The organism is Hyphomonas oceanitis (genome assembly GCF_036964545.1).
GTDB lineage: Bacteria > Pseudomonadota > Alphaproteobacteria > Caulobacterales > Hyphomonadaceae > Hyphomonas > Hyphomonas oceanitis.
This window is the reverse complement of the sequence record NZ_JBALTL010000004.1, coordinates 41,865-63,247: the sequence shown is the minus strand read 5'-3', so window position 1 is coordinate 63,247 and position 21,383 is coordinate 41,865. Positions and strand designations below refer to the sequence as shown.

Below are 21,383 nucleotides of genomic sequence, written 5' to 3'. Positions count from 1 at the left end.
TCTCCGGTGCAGCATCGTTGGGAAGCTAGTATCGATTAATCTAGTTGTATAGTGTTATCTTTGTCGGAGCCGGGTTGCCGTTGCGCCAGCCCTGGGAGGCGCTTCATTGCGGACTCCTATGCGCATGCTTGTGCCATAGGCATTGCGGATGAGGGATTGCAATTCGGCGCCCGCCGCCTTCAGCGGAAAGGCGGGATCGATGAGATACTGGCACGACATGCCGATCAGCTGGGTCGTTATCATCATCACGGCCATCTCGATATCGACGTCCTTGCGCAGGGATCCATCGGCGAGTCCGCGGGTAAAAAGGCGGCGCAATTCGGTGTTCGAGCGGACGTGCGATTGGGCAAAGAGCGGCCGGACATCCGACAGCGTGGCGATGGCTTCACTCATCAGCACGAAATAGGCGCGGATCTCGGCCTGCTCTTCCAGCGATTCGAAATGGATCGCGCAATAGAGCAGCAGCGCATCGAGGCCGGTCAGGGTCTCAAGGTCGGCTTCGTGGCGGACTTCCTCCATCGAATCGTGGAGATGGTTGATGACCGCATCCAGAAGGCCGCTCTTGGAGCCGAACTTGTGGAAGGCCAGGTTGCGGCTATAGCCGGCCCTGAGGCCGATATTGTCGAAGGTCAGCGCCGAAACGCCCTCTTCGGCGGCCAGTTCGAGATAGGCATTGATCAGCTTGTTCGACGACTGCTGGCGCCGCTCAGATTGTCTCATTCTTCCCCCTTTTGGCACGACGCTCTGCGCCGTGTCCTTATGCCTGCATCAGGGCGCGAGGCCCCTTTGCGATTGCCGGCCGGTCGAGCGGCCGAATTGGATTCCTGCGCGTCGCATGTGTCGCGACTGGCAAATCCCGGGAGGAAAGGTCAGACTGTCAAAGTCTGGTGAGATTGTACAGCCTGTTGCACGTGCGACCGGAAACGCCCTTTGGGGCGCCCGGCATGGGGGTCTGATTGTGGTGGAGATTTAGCCGGATGTTTCCCAGCTTTTGAAGGCGTCGCGGAGGAGTTCCGGCAGGGCGGTCGCGATGGCGCCAAGCTCTGGCGGCATGCGGTGGGTGCGTGGCATGGGAAGCGCGATGGGTGCGGCTTCACCGGCCTTGCGCTGGCGTTCCAGCGTGCGGGCGAGGCGTTTGGCGTGAGCTTCAGGGGCCGCTAGCAGTTCTTGCAGCGCCGCGAGCCGGGCGAGGATTGGGGCGGCCTGAACAGGGCCGGAAGGCCGTGCCGTCGTCGCCAACCCGTCCCTGTCCATGTCCGGGCCCAAGACGCGGGGCGACAGGCCGGTGAGGCGGCCCGAGGCTTTCGTCTCGACGCGCTCGGTATCCGGATGATGCCCGGACGATGTCCGAACAGGGACCGGCGGCAGCACGAGTCCGAGGGCCATCAAAGTGAGAAGCCGCCGGATAATGATTTCGAGGCGCGCGAGTTCGGCGCGGGCGCGCTGGGCGAGGGTTCGCTTCAGTGTGGTGGGATTGAGGTGCGCGTTCGTCATCGCGGCGACGGCGCTCAAAGCGCGTTGCGCCTGGGCGATGCCGTGGGTGACGAAGGCGGACGGATTGGTCATGGCGGCCAGTATAGGCCGGGCGGGATTCAGGTTGGATAAGGTGGGGGAGAGAGGCCGCCAGCGAGCGGTGGGTGCTCATGCTGTGGAAGTTTACACAATCAAGATAAATTCGATTTAAACGGGAATGCTCCACGGAGGGCAGAAGACCATGCCGATTGCGCTAATAGATAATTCCACTCTGACATCGGTGCAGAGATTGACGGGACAGGCGCCGGCGCCGCGTTCTTACGATATGGAAGGCGATTACAGTGCATTAGAAGGCTATGCACAGACCATCTTATTCAACGACGCATTTTACGCTCTTGACGACTATAAACCGGAATATAGAGCGTCTCGAGCCGCAGCCTTTCCGCCAATACGGTTTATTGGAATCAGTAAGTATGATGCGCTTGAAGTAGACTCTATCGAACTATCCAAAGAGTTCGCTCTCGATCTTCGTGGCGGAGAGATGCCCGAAGGCATTGTCCAAGAGTTTCTTGAAAACATGAATCTCATGCTCACCGCAGCATGGCATATGCAGTCGAGCAACTATTTTCTGACATTGAAAATACTACGAGAAGAGGATGGCGCCTCAAACGAAAAGTATAAATACAGTCCCCTGACAGCCGCAATCTTCCAACAGCTCATAGGGCGTGAAAATGCTCAAGACGCGCCTCTCCCAACTCTTATAGATTCGAAGGGAAACCCGATCCCAAGCTCACGGAATATGGGGAACGGTAAAATTGAAGCAGTTAGCGAAGATCTTCTCGAGTTCTCCAACTCCATCAACTGGCTAGCTCGGCGCGCAATCTTCTATGCGCTTGTAGCAAGTCAAGCGAATGCACAGCTTTGTCTTCACCCAATCAGGCACAATTTCTTGGCGGCTTGGGGGGGACAAAAAGGATTATTTCAACCATCTAAAACATGGGCCAATGGGATGCGCCGCTACTTCTCAGGTAAGCTAGCAGAGGTAGTCAATGAAGTTAACTCCGAGATTGACGCACAAGAGATTGGCTTAGAACTGCCTCCCTTCGCAGCATGGGCAGTCGGGAAAACGGGCAAAGTGTCGAGCGCATTGGAGCTTCTGTACGAACGTAGACAACACAACGACTTTGTCGCCATTCGCCAAAAGTTCGATGAAATTCACTCACTGTTCGCCGAAGGGGACGCGCTCAAAGCAAAGAAAGAAGTGAATCGACTCAAAACGGCACTTCAAAAAGAAAGCGCAAGTATTGTGGCAAAGTTTGGGGACTCATCCGGCAGCCGCTTTTCGATATCAGCTTCTGCGAGCATCCCCGCGGGTATCGGCGTTAGCATATCGAAGGACTTTTCCTTGCCTGACTTTGGCCAGGGTGCAAGCAGTAGGCGTGCCTTCCGCGTGGCATTTCGAAGTATCGCCAGCGAGATCGCCGCGTTTCAAGCTCTAGGTAGAGTTCGTCATCAGCTACGCGCAGAGGTTCGGAAAGACGATACATTCAGCACTCCCGCGCTCGACATAGAAGAAAGCCGGTATAGATATTCCAGACCGTACTGGAAAAAGCCCATGTAGCATGGACGTTTCAGCAAACCGTAGGGTGGGTCCACGCCGAGCGATACCCACCATTTGCCCTCGCCCCACAAACAGTCCTCATCCTGAGCGAAGTCGAAGTATGAACGCAACAACACCCACGCCCGCGCCTCGACTTCGCTCAGCATGAGCTCCCAATATTCCGGGTTCGGATGGTGCATTGCGCTTCGCTTAATGCACCCTACGGGACTTTCTTTTATTGCATGAGGTCCCGGCTTTCGCCGGGACTGTGGATGTGGGGTGGGTGAGGCGCGCTCGGGATGAGGCCTGCCGAGAATCTGGATTTCCTCCCGGGGATACCTGCGGAGGCAGGTATCCATGGACGGAACTCTGCCTAGGCGCTGTTTGGAGGGGGCGGGTCATGGACCCCTGCCTTCGCAGGGGTCTGCGGGGGCCCGGTGGCTTTGGAAGCGGAGCGTTCAGCCATGGCTGCATCCCCGGCGCAGGCCGGGGTCTCATGCGGGTGGTCCCCTCTTCAATTGCCTGAGGTCCCGGCTTTCGCCGGAACTGCGGTGCGGGGGCGCTAGTTGGTTTCGGCGATGCGGATGAGGGCGGCGTCCATCATTGGCGTGGCGGATGAGATGGCGAGCGGGCGTTCGTTGGCGATTATGGCGAAGGTGAGGGTCTGGCCGCTGGCGGCGGTCAGGTAGCCGGAGAGGGCGTTGGTGCCTTTGAGGGTGCCGGTCTTGGCGAAGATTTTCCCTTCCAGGATTGTGCCGCGGAAGCGTCGCTGCAGTGAGCCGTCGACGCCGCCTATGGGGAATGTGTCTTTCCATGCCCTGCCCCAGTCCTGCGCGGCGGCGTAGGTGAGCAGGGTGACGATGGTCCGTGGGCTGACGCGGTTGTAGACCGACATGCCGGAGCCGTCGAAGAGGTCGTGGCCGTTCGGGGCGGCGCCGGCCTCTTCCAGCAGGGCGTCGACCCGGGCGAGGCCGGCCTCGGCGGCGCCGTCTTCATCAATGTGGCCGAGATGGCGCAGCATGAGTTCGGCATAGAGATTCTGGCTGTCCTTGGAGATGTCGGTCAGCGCCTCAGGAAAGGCGGGCGGGGCCAGCGCGGCGAGCGGCGGGTCGCCATCGTCAAGGCCGGTGAAGGCGGCCTCGGGCGGTGTGCCGGGCGGACGGTGGCGGGCCATAGGCGGGCCTTCGACTGTGATGCCGCGTGCCTGCAGCAGGGCGGTGAGGCGCGTGGCGGCGGCGAGGGCCGGATCGTCGAGGCCGAGGTGGAAAGCGCGCGGGGCGCTGCCGGGCGGGACGTGGCCGGCGACGTGCACGATGGCGGTACCGGGCAGATGGGAGACGATGAGATCGTCTTCGGGCGCCTCACCGCCCTGCCCCGGCCACCGTGCCGTGACGGTGACGTTGATGATTGTATAGGCCGCGTCGCCGGGCGCCCATGTGACGGTGGCCGGGGCGCCTTCGCTGGCGGGGGCGACGGTGAGCGTGGCGGTGTTGTTATTGATCGTGAGGGCGGATGTGGCGGTGCCGTAGGCGGTTTGCAGGTCATCCCAGCTCCAGCCGGGGCCCCAGCGCGCGTCCGGGAACCATGTGTCGTCGCCGACGACATGGGTGATGCTGGTGAGGCCGATGGCGGCGACGGCGTCGGCCAGCGTGGCGAGGCAGCGGGTTTCGCAATCTGGCGTGTCGGTGAGGTGGGGGTCGCCGCGGCCGTGGAGGACGAGCGTGGGGGCGCCGGTCTCGCCGACATCCTCGAGGGCGACGAAGGTGGCGAGGCGCGGGAGCATGGCGGCGAGATCGTCCTGCCAGCGGAAGGCGGCGGCTGTGGTGAAGAGCTTGGTGTTGGAGGCGGGGAGGAAGCGCTGGTCGGGGTTGATGGCGGCGATCTCGCGGCCCTGCGCATCCGTGACGAGGAGGCCCCAGCGGATGCCGGCGGTCTCGGGCGGGTTGAGCGTGGTATCGAGGTCGCGCTGGAGGGGCGTGACGCAGGCGGCGAGCAGCAGGCAGGCCAGGAGCAGCAGGCTGCGGCAGCGGTGTGGCATGGTCGTCCCCCGGGTCGGTTTTCCTCGGGCGACGTTAGCGCATGGGTGCGGCGGGCGTGAAGCGAAATGCGTGTGTTCGGCTTGTGCAGGCGCGGGGCGACCGGAAAGCGGGCTCAGGCGCCGCGGGCGGCCTGTTTGATCGGGGCTTCGGGGGCGGTTTTGTCGTGCAGGAGGGATTCAAAGGTGCGGATGCGCTCATCCAGCAGGGCGATGCCCTTGCCGGTGGCGACACCGCGCAGGGCAATGGCATAGCCGAGGGCGCCAGCGGCGCGCAGGTGGCGCGTCTCGAGCGTGCCCATGACCCAGGAGAGCATGACGCCATTGGCGAGGTAGGAGAGCGTGCGCTCCAGCGCCTCGGACGCGAAGCTGGCATTGATGAGACCTTCGGCCTGCGCTGCCTCGATCAACATGCGCCAGGCGGCACTGTTGCGCTCAAGGCGCTCTGTGGTGGCGAGACCGGTTTCATCGGTGCCGCGCGTGTCGAGGAGGGCTTTCCAGATGGTCTGGTAGAAGTCCGGATCGTCGGTGAAATAGCTGGAGGCGAGTTCCTGCGCCGCGAACAGGCGGTCGATGGCATTGGCCGCCTTGATCCTGCCGAAGCGGACGACGAAGTCGCGCTCGTCCTCGAACACGGCGAGCACGACGGCGCGCTTGGAGCCGAACAGGTTGTAGGGCGTCGCGAGGCTGACATCGGCGCGCTTGGCGATCATGCGCATGGACAGGTCGGTGTCGCCTGTCTCGCGGATGAGATCGCGGGCGGCCTGCACGATGCGCGAGCGCCGTTCGGCTTTGGCCTGTTCGCGTTTGCCGGTCTCTTCGATCACTGCGTCTCCCATCAGGCTCAGGCCCCTTGCGCGATGCGGTCGATATCAGCCTGATAGTCGAGGGACAATGCCTTGATCATCTCGTTGCGCTCCGGGCCGGCCTTGGGCGGATAGGCTGCCGCGTTGCGCTTGGGGCCTCGTGCCCAATAGTACAGGACCTTGGCGAGATTGGCGGGCTTGCCGAGCCACTTGTTCGGATGCTCCAGCATGTGGAAACCGCGCATGGCATCGCGCAGGAGGCGCGTGTCATAGCGCAGGGCAATGCGGACGCCGTCGTCGAAGAAGCCCTGCATGAGACGGGCACGCAGACCGGGCTTGTAGTCCGGCGTCAGGGCCTGGCGGGCACGCTTGATGGCGGCGCGGTCCTGGGCGCGCTGGTTGAGGTAATAGGGCTTCAGCTCGGTGAGAAGGCGCTGGTGGAAAGCAACGGAGCGCGCGTCGGGATCGGACGTCTCGTCGAGTATCTCGCGCAGGACCTGACCGCTGACAGCAGCGAAGGAGCAGCCGCGTCCATAGAGCGGATTCGTGCGGATCAGCGTGTCGCCGAGGGCAAAGTAATGGCGCGTAAGCGGCTTGCCGTCGACGACGAGATCGCGCCAGCGGCTGATCAGGTCGCCCATGCCGTGGACGCGGCCGACCGGGTCGGACCGTTCGGACTCCGTCCATGGGGCAAGGCCGGGCAGCAGCAGGGTCATTGCGTGGAACACGTCGGGGTTCAGGATGGCCTTGCGCAATTCCATCTCGACTTCAGGCACGGCCATCGTGATCGAGAAGCAGCCATTGTCGCCCGGGAAGACGCCGAACTTGAGGAAGCCGAGATCGCCGCTGGGGGGCGGGTTGTCGATGCGGGAGGGCTCGTCCTTGCCGGGCTTCAGGCGGTAGTGGCGCGTGAAGTAGAGGATGCCGGCGGATTCGGCCTCTTCCGGAAAGTCGACGCCGTCGGCCTTCAGCTGGTCGATGGTGAAGCCATTCTTGCCCGACGCGTCGACGATGATGTCGGCGGTCGCGGAGGTCTCTTCACCGTCGCTGTCGCCGATAAGGCCGCGCACGTTGAGGACGCCATCTTCGCCCTTGTCGGTAATGAGGCGGCGCACAAGGAAGCCCGAACGGATGGTAACGTTGTCGAGGCTGCCGACATAGCGGCGCATCGCCAGCTCAAGCGTCGTGCGGCGGCTGGTAATGATGGTGAGTTCGGCATCACTCGGCTCAGGACTGTAATCATCTCGCTGCAGGTCACTGAGCATGGCGTCGAAGGTGAGTTCACGCACGCCCAGGTCGAGCAATTCCTGCATCAGTCGCGGATGGTCCCGCTTGATGATGGACCGGAGGCGCGCAAGGAAGGCGTGGCTCTGGCGCAGGTGGCCGACGCCCGTGTGCTTCCACTCATGGAACACGGTGTCCGGATCATCGCCGGGCGGCGGGGCATCGCGCTCGATGAGCGTGATCTCCCTGCCCGTTGGCGCGAGCGCCAGCGCTGTGCACAGCCCACCAATGCCGGCGCCGATGATGAGAACGGATTCGGTCATCCATCCAGCTCCTTCAGGAAATCGAGAATGGTTTCGTTGACGGCCTCGGGCGCTTCCTGCTGGGTCCAGTGACCCGCACCGGGGATCAGCTTGTTGATGCGCAGGTCGGTCACGAACATGGGCATGATCTTGAGGGCTTCTTCCGCCATCATGATGACGCCGTCATTGGTTCCCGCGACGAAGAAGGCGGGTTGGGAAATGGTCGATGGCGCGCCTTCGGTCATTTTCCATGTAAGGTCGTGGTTGCGATAATAGTTGAGCGGGCCGCGCATGCCGGAGCGCTTGAACTCGGCCTCATAGAAATCGAGATCTTGCTCGCTTATCCAGTCCGGAAGGGTTTCCGGATATGGCAGGCTGGAGAACATGTCATCGTCTTCGGCCTTGGGGGCGAGTTTGGTCAGGTCAGTCTCTCCGCCGGCCATGACAAGGAACTTTCGCAAGGCGGTGCGGATGTCGGATTCGAACTCGGCTTCTGCGACGCCCGGCTCATAGAAATAGAGCTGGTAGAAGAACTGGCCTTTGTACATTTCCCGGAGCATCGCCATGGGGGGCACCGGCGAACGCGGCAGGAAAGGCACCGACATGGCCCCGACCGCGCGAACCTTGTCCGGATGGTGAAGCGCTGTGGCCCAGGCTGTTGGCGCGCCCCAGTCATGCCCGATCACGACGGCTGTTTCGTAGCCGAGCGCCGGGATGAGGTCGACAATATCGTTGACCACTTCGACCTGGTTATAGGCCTCAATGGCTTCCGGCTTGTCGCTCTTGCCATAACCGCGCATGTCTGGCGCGACGACGTGATAGCCAGCATCGGCCAAGGGCTTGAACTGATGTCGCCAGGAATACCAGGATTCCGGGAAGCCATGAACGAGGAGCACCAATGGCCCCTCACCGGCTTCGGCAATGTTCAGTTCAATTCCGTTGGTGGCAATGCGACGCTGCGTGACACCCGGCCAGCTCATGCCGCAACCATTTCGCGCACGCCCGGAAGCACTTCGCCGCGCGCGTCCTGATAGCCCTTGGCTTCAGACCATGCGATGCCGCCACCGACGATAACCGTATCGACGCCATGGGAGTCACGGACATAGCGATGACCGTCGCCCGGAACGTCGTTGACGAACTTCTCTTCGCCGCGCGCAATGGTAGAGGGATCGAAGACGGCAATGTCGGCTATCATGCCTTCCTTCAGCATGCCACGTTCCGGGATGCCCCAGATGGCGGCTGTGTCTGACGTGATCTTCTTCACGGCGGATTCGACCGTCATCAGGTTCAGGTCACGCACGAAGTGCGAGAAGAGGTAGCCCGTATCGCCATAGGTGGAGAAGGAGAGGATGTGCGCGCCGCCATCGCTGGCGCCGATATGCACGCGCGGATGGTTGAGCAGGCCAGCGACCTTTGCATCATCATTGTGGCCCATGCCGGCCGACAGGAAGTGGGCTTCGAGCCCCTCTTCGACCGACAGGTCCATCATGGCTTCAACCGGCGTTGTATTGCGCAGCTCGGCGATCTCTTTGAGCGTCTTGCCGACGTATTTCTGGTTCGCATCGGTCTCGACATGACGCAGGACCAGCGTGGGCCACAGCCCTTGCAGGGGCGCCGCTTCCGCGATCAGCTTCACGCGATTTTCGCTGTCGCTGAAGAACGCACTGATCTCGTCCGGCGTGCCGAAGCGCATGATCTTGTACCAGGTGGGGAAGCGCATGAAGAGGAGGCTCGGCACCGAGAAGCTGAAGCTGATGTCGATCGGACGGGTCTGGACCTGTGGCCACACACGGGCGCCGCGGGCGAATTGTTCGTCGACGCGGGCCATGACGCGGTTCACTGCGTCGACATTGTCGGCATTCATGAAGAGCGGCGAGAACGTGGTCGGGATATTGTACTTCAGCGACAGCTCGGCGAGCTGGTCGAGACGCGCGATGGTGAGATCGGAATCGTAGAATTCCGGTACGATCTGCAAAACGCGGCCATATTCGCCGAGAACGCTGGCGAGCGCTTCGACTTCGCGGGCATCGGCGTAGCGGCTTGGCACGGGCAGCAGTTTTTCGTCCATGTCGACATAGCTGGTCGAGAGACCAGCAGCGCCGGCATCGAGGCATTCACGCAGGACGCTCTGCATCTCAGCGATCTCGGCATCGGTTGCCGTGCGCTCGGTGGCCGCTTCATTCATGACCCAGAGGCGGATGACCGAATGGCCGACGAGCGGCGCCACATTGATGGCGAGGCCCTTGCGGATGCGCGTGATGTATTCGGAGAAGGTTTCCCAGTCCCAGACGACGCCTTCCTTGAAGGCCTTGAGCGGCATCTCTTCGATCTGGTTGAACATACCAACCAGTTTCATGCGGTGCTTGGCCTTGAGCGGCGCAAGGGAGAGCGAGCAGTTGCCGGGCACGATGGTCGTAACGCCGTGGGCGAGGGCAGGCTTGGCGCAGCCATCCCAGAGAAGCTGGGCATCGAAGTGCGTATGGGGATCAATGAAGCCCGGCGCGACGATCTTGCCTTCTGCGTTGATTTCTTCGCGCGCGGCTTCCGGCACCTGCCCGATCTTGACGATGCGATTGCCCATGACGGCCACGTCGGCCTTGAAAGCCGGCAGGCCTGAGCCGTCGACCACTTTTCCGTTTCTGATGACAAGATCATACATGTCGATGTCCCTCCGTTATTATTGTTGTGTTGAATTCGAATTCACAAATCTGTTCGACGCGGCCTCAAGGGCATCGCGCACATGATGCCAGCCCTGCCCGATCAGACCGTCCGGCGTGCTGGCGCCGCAGCTGTCCATCAGGACACGCACGGCGTATTCATCAAGGGCGACCAGGGTCTGGCCGCCATTTTCGTATTGCAGGGTCACGTTGAGCTCGGCATCCCCGTCATGGGCTGCTGCAAGCTCGACCCGGCTGATGACTGCGCCGCTCATCCGTGTGCGAGCGGCGGCTCAACGAAGATCACATCGCTTGGGAGGATGTTGTTGCTACCCGTGCCCATGCGAGCGGCGGCGCGCATGTAGACATGGAGGTTCCAGCTTTGAAGGCTGGCAATGGCGTCTTTTTCGGAAAGATCCGGCAGTTCGCGACTGGCGATATGGCTCCAGTCGTCCCCTACTTGGGGCAGGATGGATTTGCGAACGCGTGAGAGCTGTTCAACCGGCATGTGTATTCCTCCGTCATTTTCCATAATTAGAACGCGTTCTAATTATTTGACAAGCTATGACGCAGAGGAAGGGAATGGGGCGGGTTAGAGGCGGTTTGCGCCGATGGTGATGGCGAGGTGGAGCGTTTCTCCGGTCTGCAGGACCTTCAGGCCTGCCTCGCGCTGGTCGTCGGCCTCGAAGGCCCCGGTGCAGTGGGTGACGGGTTCGAAGCAGAAATAGGGCTCGTTCGCGGGTGTGTAGACGACGCAATGAGTGGCAGCGCCATTTGCCTTGATAGTGAGATCGAGGCCGGTGTCAGCTTGCGTGATGCGAGCCGTGCCGGACCAGCCGTCGAAGCAATGATCCAGCACGCAATCCGAAACGGGGCGGAGCGTGGCGAAGCTGTTGGTGCTGTCTGGAGCCTGCGGCGTGGGAGCTGTGTCGCCGAGGGGCGGCCAGATGCGTTTGGCGTCGAACTGGAGACGCGTGGAGGCTGTGCGCGGGAAATAGGGATGGAAGCCGAGGCCTGCAGGCATCGGCATTTGGCCAGTATTTCGGAGTGTGAGCGAGAGACCTATGCCCGCCTTGCTGACAGTAATTTCCTGCAGGCATTCATAGGGCCAGGGCCAGCCCTCGGCGCCGGTGAGGCGAAGCACGGCGCGGGCAGTGTCTTGCTCCACCACGTCCCACGCGCGCTGCCAGCCTTCGCCATGGATGACATGTTCGTCGCCATCCCAGTTCAGCGCGAGCTGGTGGATCTCACCTTCGAACACAAATTGGCCCCGGCGTATCCGGTTTGAATAGGGCACGAGCGGAAAGCAGGCGGACTCAAGCGCACTTGAGGCGCCTGATGTCACGTCCCGCCGCAGGACGTCGACGTCTTCGAACGAGGCTGAGACGATGCGACCGCCGCGGGCCGCGTCGATCTCGACTTCGTATCCATGTGCGGCAATGCGCACGACGGCCAGAGTGCTAGCCGTCGTGCGCGTAAGATCGGTATTACTCACTCAGACAGGTTTCCTGCGCATCTTCGTCTTCGGCGAAATGGACGTCGGTGACGGCCACCGTGCCAGCGCCGTTGGCCTTCAGGGTGAAGGGTGATGTCACGGCCTCAAGGTCCAGATCTTTCAGGCAGCTGAGCGAGAGGCGGACTTCGGTCCATTCATTCGCATTGGCGACTTCGGCCGGGAGCGTGTCATAGCTGGCGCAGCCATCGGCTTCGCATTGCATGCCGATCTCGACCTGGCCGGCGACGCTGGACTTGAGCATGAGCGTCAGTTCCATGTCGCCATTGGACTCCCGGAGAAAGTTACGGGCGTTGCCGTCCTTGAAGGCCACGCTGCCCCCTGCCCCACCAAAGGTGAACAGGAGCGCATTTTCCTGGGCATTGTGATCGACACGCGACTGCGTGACGTCGCCGACAAGTTCGGCCGCCCAGTCGGAGACAAAGCTGCCATTCTCGAAGAAGACGCTATTGGCGCGTGCCGACATGAGATCGGCACTGACCGTTTCATCAAGATCAGAAGCAACGGCGCCCGGCGCGGCATAGGAGAGGCCATAGCCATAGGCAAAGAGCGGATCGTAGACCGCATCGCCGACGTTCAGTGGCTGCTGGTCAGCGGCGCGCGGCCAGGAGAATGAAAGCTTACCGGTGAAGTCATTTCGCGGCTGCCCATCTGCATCAGCAATCAGGAGGTCAGCGACACCGGCACCTTCGCTGCCCGGCCACCATGCGGCGACAAAGGCGTCGGAGGCATTCAGTTCCGGGTTCACCCACATCGGGCGACCGGAAAGGAAGACCGTTACGACCGGGACGCCGTCTGCTTTGAGCTTCTGCAGCAGGTTGCGCTCTTTGGTTCCGTCAATGTCATAGGCGAGATGGTCGACGTCGCCGCGGAATTCCGCATACGGCTCTTCACCGAAGACGATGATGGCGACGTCAGGCTTGGCCGTGTAGCTGCCATCAGAACTATACGTGACATTCGCGGCGGCGCCCTGGAGCCCATCCAGTATGGAATCGGCATTCGGGAACAGGTTGTTCGACAGACCGCCGCCCTGCCACGTCAGGGTCCAACCCCCGGCCTGTTTGGAAATATTGTCGGCACCGTTACCAGCCACAAGAATCTTTGCATCCGGGCGGATGGGAAGAACAGAGCCTTCATTCTTGAGCAGTACGAGCGACTCCCTGACGGCCTGACGGGCGATAGCGCGATGCTCAGGCGAACCGAGAAGATCAGACCGACCGGACAGCGGACGCTCGGCGGGCCGGACCTGGTCGAAGACTCTATAGTAAAACTTGGCGCGCAAGATGCGGCGGACCGCATCATCAAGCCGCGCCATTGGAATCTCGCCGGACTTCACTTCGGCCAGCGTGTTCTTGTAGAGGCCCTTCCAGCTGTCAGGCGCCATATACATGTCGAGCCCCGCGAGCAGAGCTGCGGCGCAGTCTTCATTCGTGCAGCCGTCCAGCTGTCCGTGGGCATTCCAGTCGCCCACAACAAATCCGTTGAAGCCCATACGCCCCTTCAGGACATCGGTGAGCAGGTAATGGTCGCCATGGATCTTGGAACCGTTCCAGCTTGAGAACGAGGCCATGACCGACAGGGCACCGGCCTCAATGGCAGGCGGATAGCCGGCGGCATGCAGGCGCACAAGATCAGCTTCCGGCAAGATGGCATCGCCCTGGTCCTTGCCACCATCCGTTCCGCCATCGCCGAGGAAGTGCTTGGCGGTGGAGATGATATGCGCGTCGCTCAGGAAGTCATCGGAGCCGAATACGCCCTGCAGGCCCTCAACGATGCGGGGTGAATAGGCCGCGACAATTTCCGGGTCTTCACCGAAGCCCTCATAGGACCGTCCCCAGCGGCTATCGCGCGGCACCGCGACCGTTGGCGCAAAGGTCCAGTCATGACCGGTCACGCGCAACTCTGTTGCCGTTACCCGCGCAATCTCGCCCATGAGATCCGGATCACGCATGGCACCGAGGCCGATATTGTGTGGGAAGAGCGTTCCGCCGATCACATTGTTATGACCGTGGACGGCGTCGATACCCCAGAGGATCGGGATGGCAACTTCAACACCTTCAGGATCGACAGACGCCATGTAGTAAGCGTCGACGGCCGCGAGCCATTCATCGACTGTGCCGTATTGCTTGCCGTTCGGACCGGAATTGCCGCCGCTCAGCACAGAGCCGAGCCGGTATTCCTTGACCTCTTCCGGTGTGACCGATCCGTTATCCGCTTGAATGACCTGGCCGACCTTCTGCTCCAGCGTCATCTTGGCCATCAGCTCATCGATGCGCGCTTCAATGGCAGGATCGATCAGGTTGCTTTCGACAGCAGGCCAGAGTTCGACGTCACCTTCCGGGACCACTTGGGCTTCCGGTGCGGGTTGTTGTGCCTCAGCGCTTTCGAGATTTGCGGGCGCCGCTGTATTGCAGGCCGCCAGCAGCAAGGCTGAAAAGCCGAGCAGCGCCCCTTTTTGCGAGTCCATTGCCATTCCTGTTCCTCCCGGGATGATTTGCCCTTTGCGGGCATTATGGGTCGCCGGCCATTTTGCAGCGCCTTCCGAAGAAGGGTTGCGCCGAAAAATGATGGCGTTAACATTTTAGCTAAATGAAAATGTGCCCCGGTTCAACGGGAAACGAACTCAGGGGAGAAAACATCATGATTCAACAGGCGCGAAGATCGTTCATACCGGGTGTTTTCCTCCGGCTCATCGCCCTGTTTTCCTTTGTGATTCCCTCCGCCTGCGCGCAGACCCCTGCCCCTGCTCTGATTGCCCCGATTGCGCCGGCGGGGCAGATTTCCGCTGAACGAGTCGCGCAGGGCTTCCCGCTTTTCGAGGATGGAGTCGCGACAACCATTCTGGTCGATCCGGATGAAGATCCCGGCATTCTACGCGCCGTGCACAACCTGCAATCCGATCTCGAAGCGCGCGGGTCTGTCCGCCCTGAAATCAATACGGCCGTTCCGAAGCATGCCAGCAACCTGATCATTGTCGGCTCACTCGCCAATTCGCGCTGGATCGCGGACCTGATGGCCAGCGGGCATGTGACAGACACCGGCCTGAGCGGAGAATGGGAGGCGTTTGCGCAGGAAGTGGTGGAGCGACCTTTCGACGGCATTGAGCGGGCGCTGGTAATAACTGGTTCGGACAAGCGCGGCACGATCTTTGGCGTTTATGACCTGCTCGACCGGGCCGGCGTGTCGCCGTGGAACTGGTGGGCGGATGTGCCGATTGCACAGGTGGAGGCGCTTTATGTTGCGCCCGGTCGGCGCGTTGAGAAGCCAGAGGTCAAGTATCGCGGCATCTTCCTGAACGATGAAAACCCTGCCCTGCTTGACTGGGTAAACGAGACCTTCGGCGGCTTCAATCACGCGTTCTACGAGCGCGTTTTCGAACTGATGCTGCGCCAGAAGGCGAATTACCTGTGGCCTGCCATGTGGGGCAAGGCGTTCTATGATGACGACCCGATGAACGCAGTGCTGGCTGATGAGTATGGCATCGTTATCGGCACCTCCCATCACGAGCCGCTTGGGCGCGCGCATATCGAATGGGAGCGCTATGGCGAGGGCGACTGGAACTATGCCGCCAACAAGAACAGGCTGCAGGATTTCTGGCGTTATGGCGTCGAGCGGATTGGCGAGCATGAGGCGATCGTGACAATCGGGATGCGCGGCGATGGCGATGAGGCGATGGCGGAAGGCACGGCGATTGACCTGCTTGAAGAGATCGTCTCCGACCAGCGCAAGATCATCGAAGACGTGACCGGCGCTCCAGCGGAAGAGACGCCGCAGCTTTGGGCGCTCTATAAGGAAGTGCAGGATTATTACGACAAGGGCATGGACGCGCCCGGCGATGTGACCCTGCTGTTTGCAGATGATAATTGGGGTAATATCCGGCGCCTGCCGGAGCTGGGGAGTGAGCGGCCGGGCGGCTATGGCGTCTACTACCATTTCGATTATGTGGGCGATCCGCGTAACTATAAATGGATCAACACGACGCAGATCGAGCGCGTGTGGGAACAGATGAATCTCGCCGATGAATATGGCGCGAAGCAGATATGGATTGTGAATGTCGGCGACCTGAAGCCGATGGAATTCCCGATCAGCTTCTTCATGAACATGGCGTGGGACCCGTCTGATTGGCCGCTGGAACGGCTGGCGGACTATCCGGAGACATGGGCGGCGGAACAGTTCGGACCGGAACACGCGGCAGAGATCGGCGAGATGCTGACGGCCTATACGCGCTTCAATGCGCGCCGGAAGCCGGAGCTGCTGGAGCCGGGCACATATAGCTTGGTCAATTACGATGAAGCCGACAGGATTGTCGCCGACTATGAAGCGCTGGCGGAACGCGCGACATCTATCGGCGAGCAGCTGCCGGAAGCCTATCAGGACGCCTACAAGCAATTGGTCTGGTTCCCCATCCACGCGGCGGCAAACCTGAATGCGCTCTATGTAGCGGCGGCGAAGAACCAGCTCTATGCGAAGCAGGGCCGGGCAGAGACAAACGCGATGGCAGACAAGGTCGATGCGCTGTTCGAAAAGGATGACGAGCTGACGCGCCATTATCACGAGGATATCGCTAACGGGAAATGGAACCACATGATGGCCCAGACCCATATCGGCTACACCTACTGGCAACAGCCGGAGCAGGACAACAAGCCGGACACTGTGCGCATTGATGTGCCGCAAGCGGGGGGTCCGGGTATCGCTGTTGCGGGTACGGAGGCCATTTCAACGGGGTCCGATACCAAATTGGCGATGCCCGTGTTCGAGCCTTACGGGCGATCAGTGCAGACGTTTGACGTGTTCAATCGGGGAGAGACGCCGTTCATGTTTGAGGTCGCGTCGGATGCCGATTGGGTCGAGATTTCGGCATCTGGTGAAGCGGTGACCACACAGAGCCAAGTGACCGTGTCGATCGACTGGCGCCTTGCGCCTGAGGGACGGGCCGACGCGACGGTGTGGATCACGAGTGGGGACGTGCGCATCCCAGTGAGCGTTCCGACGCACAAGTTCGGCGTGGCAACCGGCAGAGAGGCTTTTGTGGAGACGGACGGCATTGTCAGCTTTGCAGCAAGTGCGGCGCAGACTGTTCGTAATGGCGAGGACGTGAGCTGGAAGGTGATCCCGAACCTTGGCCGGACGGATGACAGCATCACTGTCTTTCCGGTGACGGCGGATAGCCAGGTGCCCGGAACGGTCAATTCGCCGAGCCTGTCCTACGATATCTATGTCACCGAACCCGGCGACTACAGCGTCTACACGACCTTGGCGCCGAGCCTCGATTTTCGCGGCAAGGGGGGGCTGAGATATGCCGTCTCCGTGAATGACGAGGCGCCGCAGGTGGTCAACATCAATGCGGACACGTCGCAGGCGGCGTGGGAGAAGACTGTCGCTGACTATGCCAATGTTCAGGCAACCCGGCACAGTATCGAAGCGCCGGGTTTGCAGCGCATCACGCTATGGGCGGTTGATCCGGGTGTGGTGTTCCAGCATGTCATTGTCGCGCGGCGGCCCCTGCCCGCTTCCTATCTGGGACCACCGCCGAGTGTTCAGGCTGGCGAATAGAGGCTCACGGATTGGCATCCGGTGCCTGGGCATAGAGACCAAAAACGGCGCCGACAAAACCGCCTGCGACATTCGTGCTGAGGATCTTGCCATCAAGGCCGTCGGCCAGCGTGATCCAGTCACTGTCTCCATCGAGGCGATAGGCGAAATCATAGACATCGCCGCGCGCCGTGATGCGCAGCTGTATGGGTGTGCCGGGTAATGGCTCAATCCCCTGCACCGCGACTTCCTCACCGCCGAGGGCGGCTTCAGGCCCAGCCTTGCGGCGTAGTTTGATGAAGACATTGCCTGCCTCGTCTCGCGTGACGCCCAAGGCATAGAAATAGTTATCGTTCTGGAACACGGCGAGGCCAGCTTCCTCACCGGCCGCTTCGGGCGTGAAGATGAGGGAGCTTTCGGCGCTGGCGTTTTGGTGCTGCTGACGCCTACCCCAGAAGGATGGTTGGGCGCCGGCACCAAGATCGACCGGACGCGGCTCAAGTCTCAGTTCGCCATCCTGCAGCGTCCACCATTGCGAGGTCGGAACACGTAGAGTCATCCAGTTGAAGGGCAAGCGATCCGCATTGAATTCCTCGACATATTCAAAGTTTCCGGTGAGCGGCACGGACGACGCCTCTGCAGCCGGTGCGGACGGCCTCTGCGGCACGAAGTGAGGCACAAGCTCGCCCTTTGGGAGTATCACCGGCCAACCCGAGGACCAGTCTACAGGCAGAAGGAAGGTCTCGCGGCCGGTATTGTAATAGTCGTCTTCGTAGGGCCGCACGCCGAGGAATGTGGCCCACCATTGCCCTGCCCCATCCTGCACGAGATCGGCATGACCGACTGACGTGATCGGATCGCTCCGGTCCTCCGGCTGGTCGCGCTGCGTCAGGATCGGGTTATCCTCATACGCGACATACGGACCAGTCACCGTCTTCGACCGGAGAACGACCTGGGAATGGTCCACCGCTGTACCGCCCTCGGCCGCGCTCAGGTAATACCAGTCACCAATCCGGTAGATGTGCGGGCCTTCAATCCAGATCGGTTTTTCTTCCGGGTGTATGCCGCCATCGATCAGGACAATGGGTTCGGAAATGGACTGGAATGTTTTCGGATCGACTTCGCGGATCCAGATTGCCCGGTGGCCTTCGTATAGAGCCTCTTCGGGAGGGGAGTCATTGTTGATGACATAGACCTTGCCGTCCTCATCGAAGAAGACGGACGGATCGATGCCGCCGACCTCGGGCAGCCAGATCGGATCCGACCAGGGTCCGGCTGGATCCTGAGTTGTGACAATGAAATTGCCCCCGCAGTCTACGCAGGTATTGCCGACATAGAATGTGCTGTCATGAAATTCGATTGTCGGGGCAAACACGCCGCGCGACAGGCCGAGACCGTCAAAGTCCAGCATGCCGGGGCGATCAATCACATTGCCCACCTGCTCCCAGTTGACCAAGTCGCGACTGTGCATGACCGGTATACCGGGAAAATAGCCGAAGGTGGATGTGACGAGATAATAGTCGTCGCCCGCGCGTGTGACGCTGGGGTCCGGATAGAAGCCCGCGAGAACTGGATTGACATAGCCTGTCGACAGGTCTCCCGATGTTTCGAAGGCAGGGTCATTCCCGGAATATTTGAACCATTCGAAGCGCGCTGCCGAGATTGCCGCCTCGGAGGCCGGAGCCGTTTCTTGCGCAGCGTCTTTATGTCCGCTGTCGCACCCGGCCAGTAACACAAGCGCCAGAGCGCACCCTGCATGCCCTATGGATTTTGCCCGAACCATTCGCCGATTTCCTCCGCTATCTTTTTTTGTTTTCGTCCCGGTCGCCTATGGACGTATCGATCCGGGGAATGATAGCGTTACCATAATAAGTGGACCGGCACGGCGTCAACTCGGCCTGTCTCAAGAAAAATCATGGGAGGACCAGCATGTCCAAAATCTCTCGCCGCGAGTGGCTTGCATTGGCAGGGGCTTCATCCGCCGTCGGATTGAGTGGATGCGCGACGACGACCAGCGCGCACCCCGAAACACAACCGCTTCAAACGCTTGCCGCCGCAAAGGGCATGCGATTTGGATCTGCCATGAACGCCGGTCAGTTGAACGATGCCCGCTACCGGGAAATCATGTTGCGAGAGTGCTCCACGATGGTCGCGGAGAATGAGTTCAAATGGTATTCTGTCTACCCAGCACCGGATGTTGTGAATTTTGAACCTGCCGACCGCCTCTTTGCCTTTGCCGGCGAAAATGGGCTCACAATGCGAGGCCACACCCTTCTCTGGCACCGAGAGCAATACTCACCGCGATGGGTCAACGATCTGGAATTCTCGAGCGCATCGGAAACAGCCGACTTTGTTGAAGAGAAGGTCGCCCGCATCGTCGACCGTTACGGTCAGGGCATCTACGCCTGGGACGTCGTAAACGAGGCGATTGATGACGAGACGGGCGTATTTCGGGAGACCTCGCTGAGCGCCAAGATGGGCGAAGGTCTGATCGACCATGCCTTCCACGTTGCCAAGGCCCACGCACCTCACGCGAGGCTCGTCTATAATGACTTCATGAGCTGGGAAACGACCAGCACCGCCCACCGTGCGGGCGTGCTGCGGTTTCTTGAGCGCCTTCTGTCTCGCGATGTGCCGCTCGATGGCCTAGGGATTCAGAGCCATTCGAATTACGAAATGCCGGATGAGTACACGACAGCGAAGCAGCGCGAATGGGTTGCCTTTTGCGACGAAGTCGCAGGCATGGGGCTCGAAATGTATATCACGGAGTTCGACGTGAACGATACGCAGCTGAAGCCCGACATTGGCTATCGCGATGCGTTGATCGCTAGCTACACACGCGACTATTTTGACTTGATGCTGTCCTATCCCCAGGTCAAAGAGGTGCTCGCCTGGGGGATGGTGGACGACCAGAACTGGCTTCAGGGTTTCCTTCCGCGCTCCGACGGTGTGCTCAAGCGCCCGACCTTGTACGATAAGGACTACAAGCCAAAAGCCGTTCGAAACGCCTTGGCTTCTGCTTTCGCAGCTGCACCTTACAGGCAGCCGATATAGGTCGCGGCACTGAAAATACAGGTATAATCTTGTATTTTTCGCAGGTTTGGCATCCAAAAGTTCATCAATTGCGAGGAGAATAACCTTGCCAACTCAGTCTTCGGATAGTTAGAGGCTGAGGCCCCCATAGTGGGAAATGGATGGATAATATTGCAGTGAACAAGCCTCAGCCGATCACGATCAAGGAAGTTGCCGAGGAAGCCGGCGTCTCGCAGATGACGGTTTCGCGCGTTCTCAACAAACAAAAACTGGTCAAGGAATCGACCCGTTTGAAGGTTGAGGCCGCCATCGCCGCCTTGAACTACCGCCCGAATTTGATGGCCCGGAGCCTGGCAGGCGGTAAGTCAAAGCTGATTGGTCTCGCCTATTACAACCCGAGCCCCAGCTATCTCAGCGCCCTTCTGGTCAGCGCCCTCAAACGGTGCCGCGACCTGGGCCACCACCTTGTCATTGAAGACCTGTCCGATATCGAGGGTGATCTCGACACATCCCTCATTGTGAAGCGCTTGAGCTCGATCCGTCTCAATGGGCTGATCCTAGCGCCGCCGCTGAGCAACAATCTGACGCTCCTCGGCCTGTTGAAGGAAATGGGTATTCCTGTCGTAGCGCTCAGCTTTCGGGATGAGGAATCGGTCCATTCCAGTGTCGCCTTCGACGACGTCGCTGCAGCATTCGAGATGACGGAACTGCTGATCGCCAAGGGCCACCGCCGTATTGGATTCATTCGTGGACCTGTTGAGCATCCTTCGAGCCTCCAGCGTCAAGCCGGTTTCGAGAAGGCATTGGAGAAGCACGGTATCCCCGTGGATCAGAGCCTGATGTTTCAGGGGGACTTCACGTTCGTGTCGGGCCTTGAGCTGGCCAGCAAGATGCTGGACACCACCTCGCCTCCGACCGCCGTGTTCGCAAGCAACGACGATATGGCGGCAGGGATCAGCGCGGGCGCCCAACGTCGCGGACTGAAAATCCCGTCCGAACTGTCGATTGTCGGCTTCGATGACACGGCGATTGCCGCTGCCATCTGGCCCCGCTTGACCACCGTGCGCCAGCCCATCGCGGAAATGGCGCAGAATGCGGTCGATATCATTTCGGAAATCACCAGCCGGACATGGAATGGTGAGCAATTGCACGTGACCATCGATGCAATTGAGATTGTTGAGCGCGAAAGCCTGACAGAGCCGAAATAG

Annotated in this window: 16 protein-coding genes; 4 read left to right on the top strand and 12 right to left on the bottom strand. The window is 60.6% G+C overall.

Translation table 11 applies throughout. The features are described from left to right. Positions 1-54 precede the first annotated feature (54 nt). Positions 55-720 (bottom strand): TetR/AcrR family transcriptional regulator, encoded by a 666-nt coding sequence (locus V7651_RS12045; protein WP_335613339.1) that lies wholly within the window; start codon positions 718-720, stop codon positions 55-57. Positions 721-969: 249 nt separating this feature from the next. Beyond that, positions 970-1,566: a hypothetical protein gene (locus tag V7651_RS12040; protein WP_035541059.1), complete on the bottom strand. Its 597-nt coding sequence runs from the start codon at positions 1,564-1,566 to the stop codon at positions 970-972. Between the two features lie 148 nt (positions 1,567-1,714). On the opposite strand from V7651_RS12040, the gene V7651_RS12035 reads away from it, so the two are divergent. After that, a complete protein-coding gene (locus V7651_RS12035) occupies positions 1,715-3,094 on the top strand; it encodes a hypothetical protein (protein ID WP_156950530.1) in 1,380 nt (459 codons plus the stop codon). A 541-nt stretch (positions 3,095-3,635) separates the two neighbouring features. On the opposite strand, the gene dacB is transcribed toward V7651_RS12035, so the two are convergent. The 9 genes from dacB to V7651_RS11990 form a co-directional block, all read right to left on the bottom strand. Continuing rightward, positions 3,636-5,111, bottom strand: a complete 1,476-nt coding sequence (gene dacB / locus V7651_RS12030; RefSeq protein WP_035541056.1) for a D-alanyl-D-alanine carboxypeptidase/D-alanyl-D-alanine endopeptidase — start codon at positions 5,109-5,111, stop codon at positions 3,636-3,638. A 113-nt stretch (positions 5,112-5,224) separates the two neighbouring features. Next, positions 5,225-5,947, bottom strand: coding sequence for a TetR/AcrR family transcriptional regulator (locus V7651_RS12025; RefSeq protein ID WP_156950529.1), 723 nt, complete (start codon positions 5,945-5,947; stop codon positions 5,225-5,227). 5 nt (positions 5,948-5,952) lie between these two features. Further along, positions 5,953-7,461 (bottom strand): NAD(P)/FAD-dependent oxidoreductase, encoded by a 1,509-nt coding sequence (locus tag V7651_RS12020; protein WP_035541054.1) that lies wholly within the window; start codon positions 7,459-7,461, stop codon positions 5,953-5,955. Beyond that, on the bottom strand, positions 7,458-8,420 hold the full coding sequence (locus tag V7651_RS12015) for an alpha/beta fold hydrolase (protein WP_035541051.1): 963 nt from the start codon (positions 8,418-8,420) through the stop codon (positions 7,458-7,460). The genes V7651_RS12020 and V7651_RS12015 overlap by 4 nt, the downstream gene beginning before the upstream one ends. After that, on the bottom strand, positions 8,417-10,099 hold the full coding sequence (locus V7651_RS12010; protein WP_035541048.1) for an N-acyl-D-amino-acid deacylase family protein: 1,683 nt from the start codon (positions 10,097-10,099) through the stop codon (positions 8,417-8,419). Before V7651_RS12010 ends, V7651_RS12015 begins: the two co-directional genes overlap by 4 nt. Before the next feature lie 18 nt (positions 10,100-10,117). Further along, entirely contained in the window at positions 10,118-10,372 is a 255-nt protein-coding gene (locus tag V7651_RS12005) for a hypothetical protein (protein WP_035541046.1), read from the bottom strand. Then, entirely contained in the window at positions 10,369-10,605 is a 237-nt protein-coding gene (locus tag V7651_RS12000) for a hypothetical protein (protein ID WP_035541044.1), read from the bottom strand. Before V7651_RS12000 ends, V7651_RS12005 begins: the two co-directional genes overlap by 4 nt. 84 nt (positions 10,606-10,689) lie before the next feature. Beyond that, positions 10,690-11,592 carry an aldose 1-epimerase gene (locus V7651_RS11995; RefSeq protein WP_051625053.1) on the bottom strand — a complete coding sequence of 301 codons (903 nt, stop codon included), beginning with the start codon at positions 11,590-11,592 and terminating at the stop codon, positions 10,690-10,692. Then, positions 11,585-14,083 carry a glycoside hydrolase family 3 protein gene (locus V7651_RS11990; RefSeq protein ID WP_035541041.1) on the bottom strand — a complete coding sequence of 833 codons (2,499 nt, stop codon included), beginning with the start codon at positions 14,081-14,083 and terminating at the stop codon, positions 11,585-11,587. Before V7651_RS11990 ends, V7651_RS11995 begins: the two co-directional genes overlap by 8 nt. 167 nt (positions 14,084-14,250) lie before the next feature. Here V7651_RS11990 and V7651_RS11985 point away from each other — a divergent pair, with 167 nt between their 5' ends. After that, the gene (locus V7651_RS11985; protein ID WP_051625052.1) at positions 14,251-17,163 is read left to right on the top strand and encodes a glycosyl hydrolase 115 family protein; all 2,913 of its coding nucleotides are present in this window, start codon (positions 14,251-14,253) and stop codon (positions 17,161-17,163) included. A gap of 4 nt (positions 17,164-17,167) precedes the next feature. On the opposite strand, the gene V7651_RS11980 is transcribed toward V7651_RS11985, so the two are convergent. After that, positions 17,168-18,925: a glycoside hydrolase family 43 protein gene (locus V7651_RS11980; protein WP_084146432.1), complete on the bottom strand. Its 1,758-nt coding sequence runs from the start codon at positions 18,923-18,925 to the stop codon at positions 17,168-17,170. A 146-nt stretch (positions 18,926-19,071) separates the two neighbouring features. On the opposite strand from V7651_RS11980, the gene V7651_RS11975 reads away from it, so the two are divergent. Both V7651_RS11975 and V7651_RS11970 read left to right on the top strand, forming a co-directional pair. Further along, positions 19,072-20,196, top strand: a complete 1,125-nt coding sequence (locus V7651_RS11975) for an endo-1,4-beta-xylanase (protein ID WP_035541039.1) — start codon at positions 19,072-19,074, stop codon at positions 20,194-20,196. Between the two features lie 140 nt (positions 20,197-20,336). Further along, positions 20,337-21,383 carry a LacI family DNA-binding transcriptional regulator gene (locus tag V7651_RS11970; protein WP_035541037.1) on the top strand — a complete coding sequence of 349 codons (1,047 nt, stop codon included), beginning with the start codon at positions 20,337-20,339 and terminating at the stop codon, positions 21,381-21,383.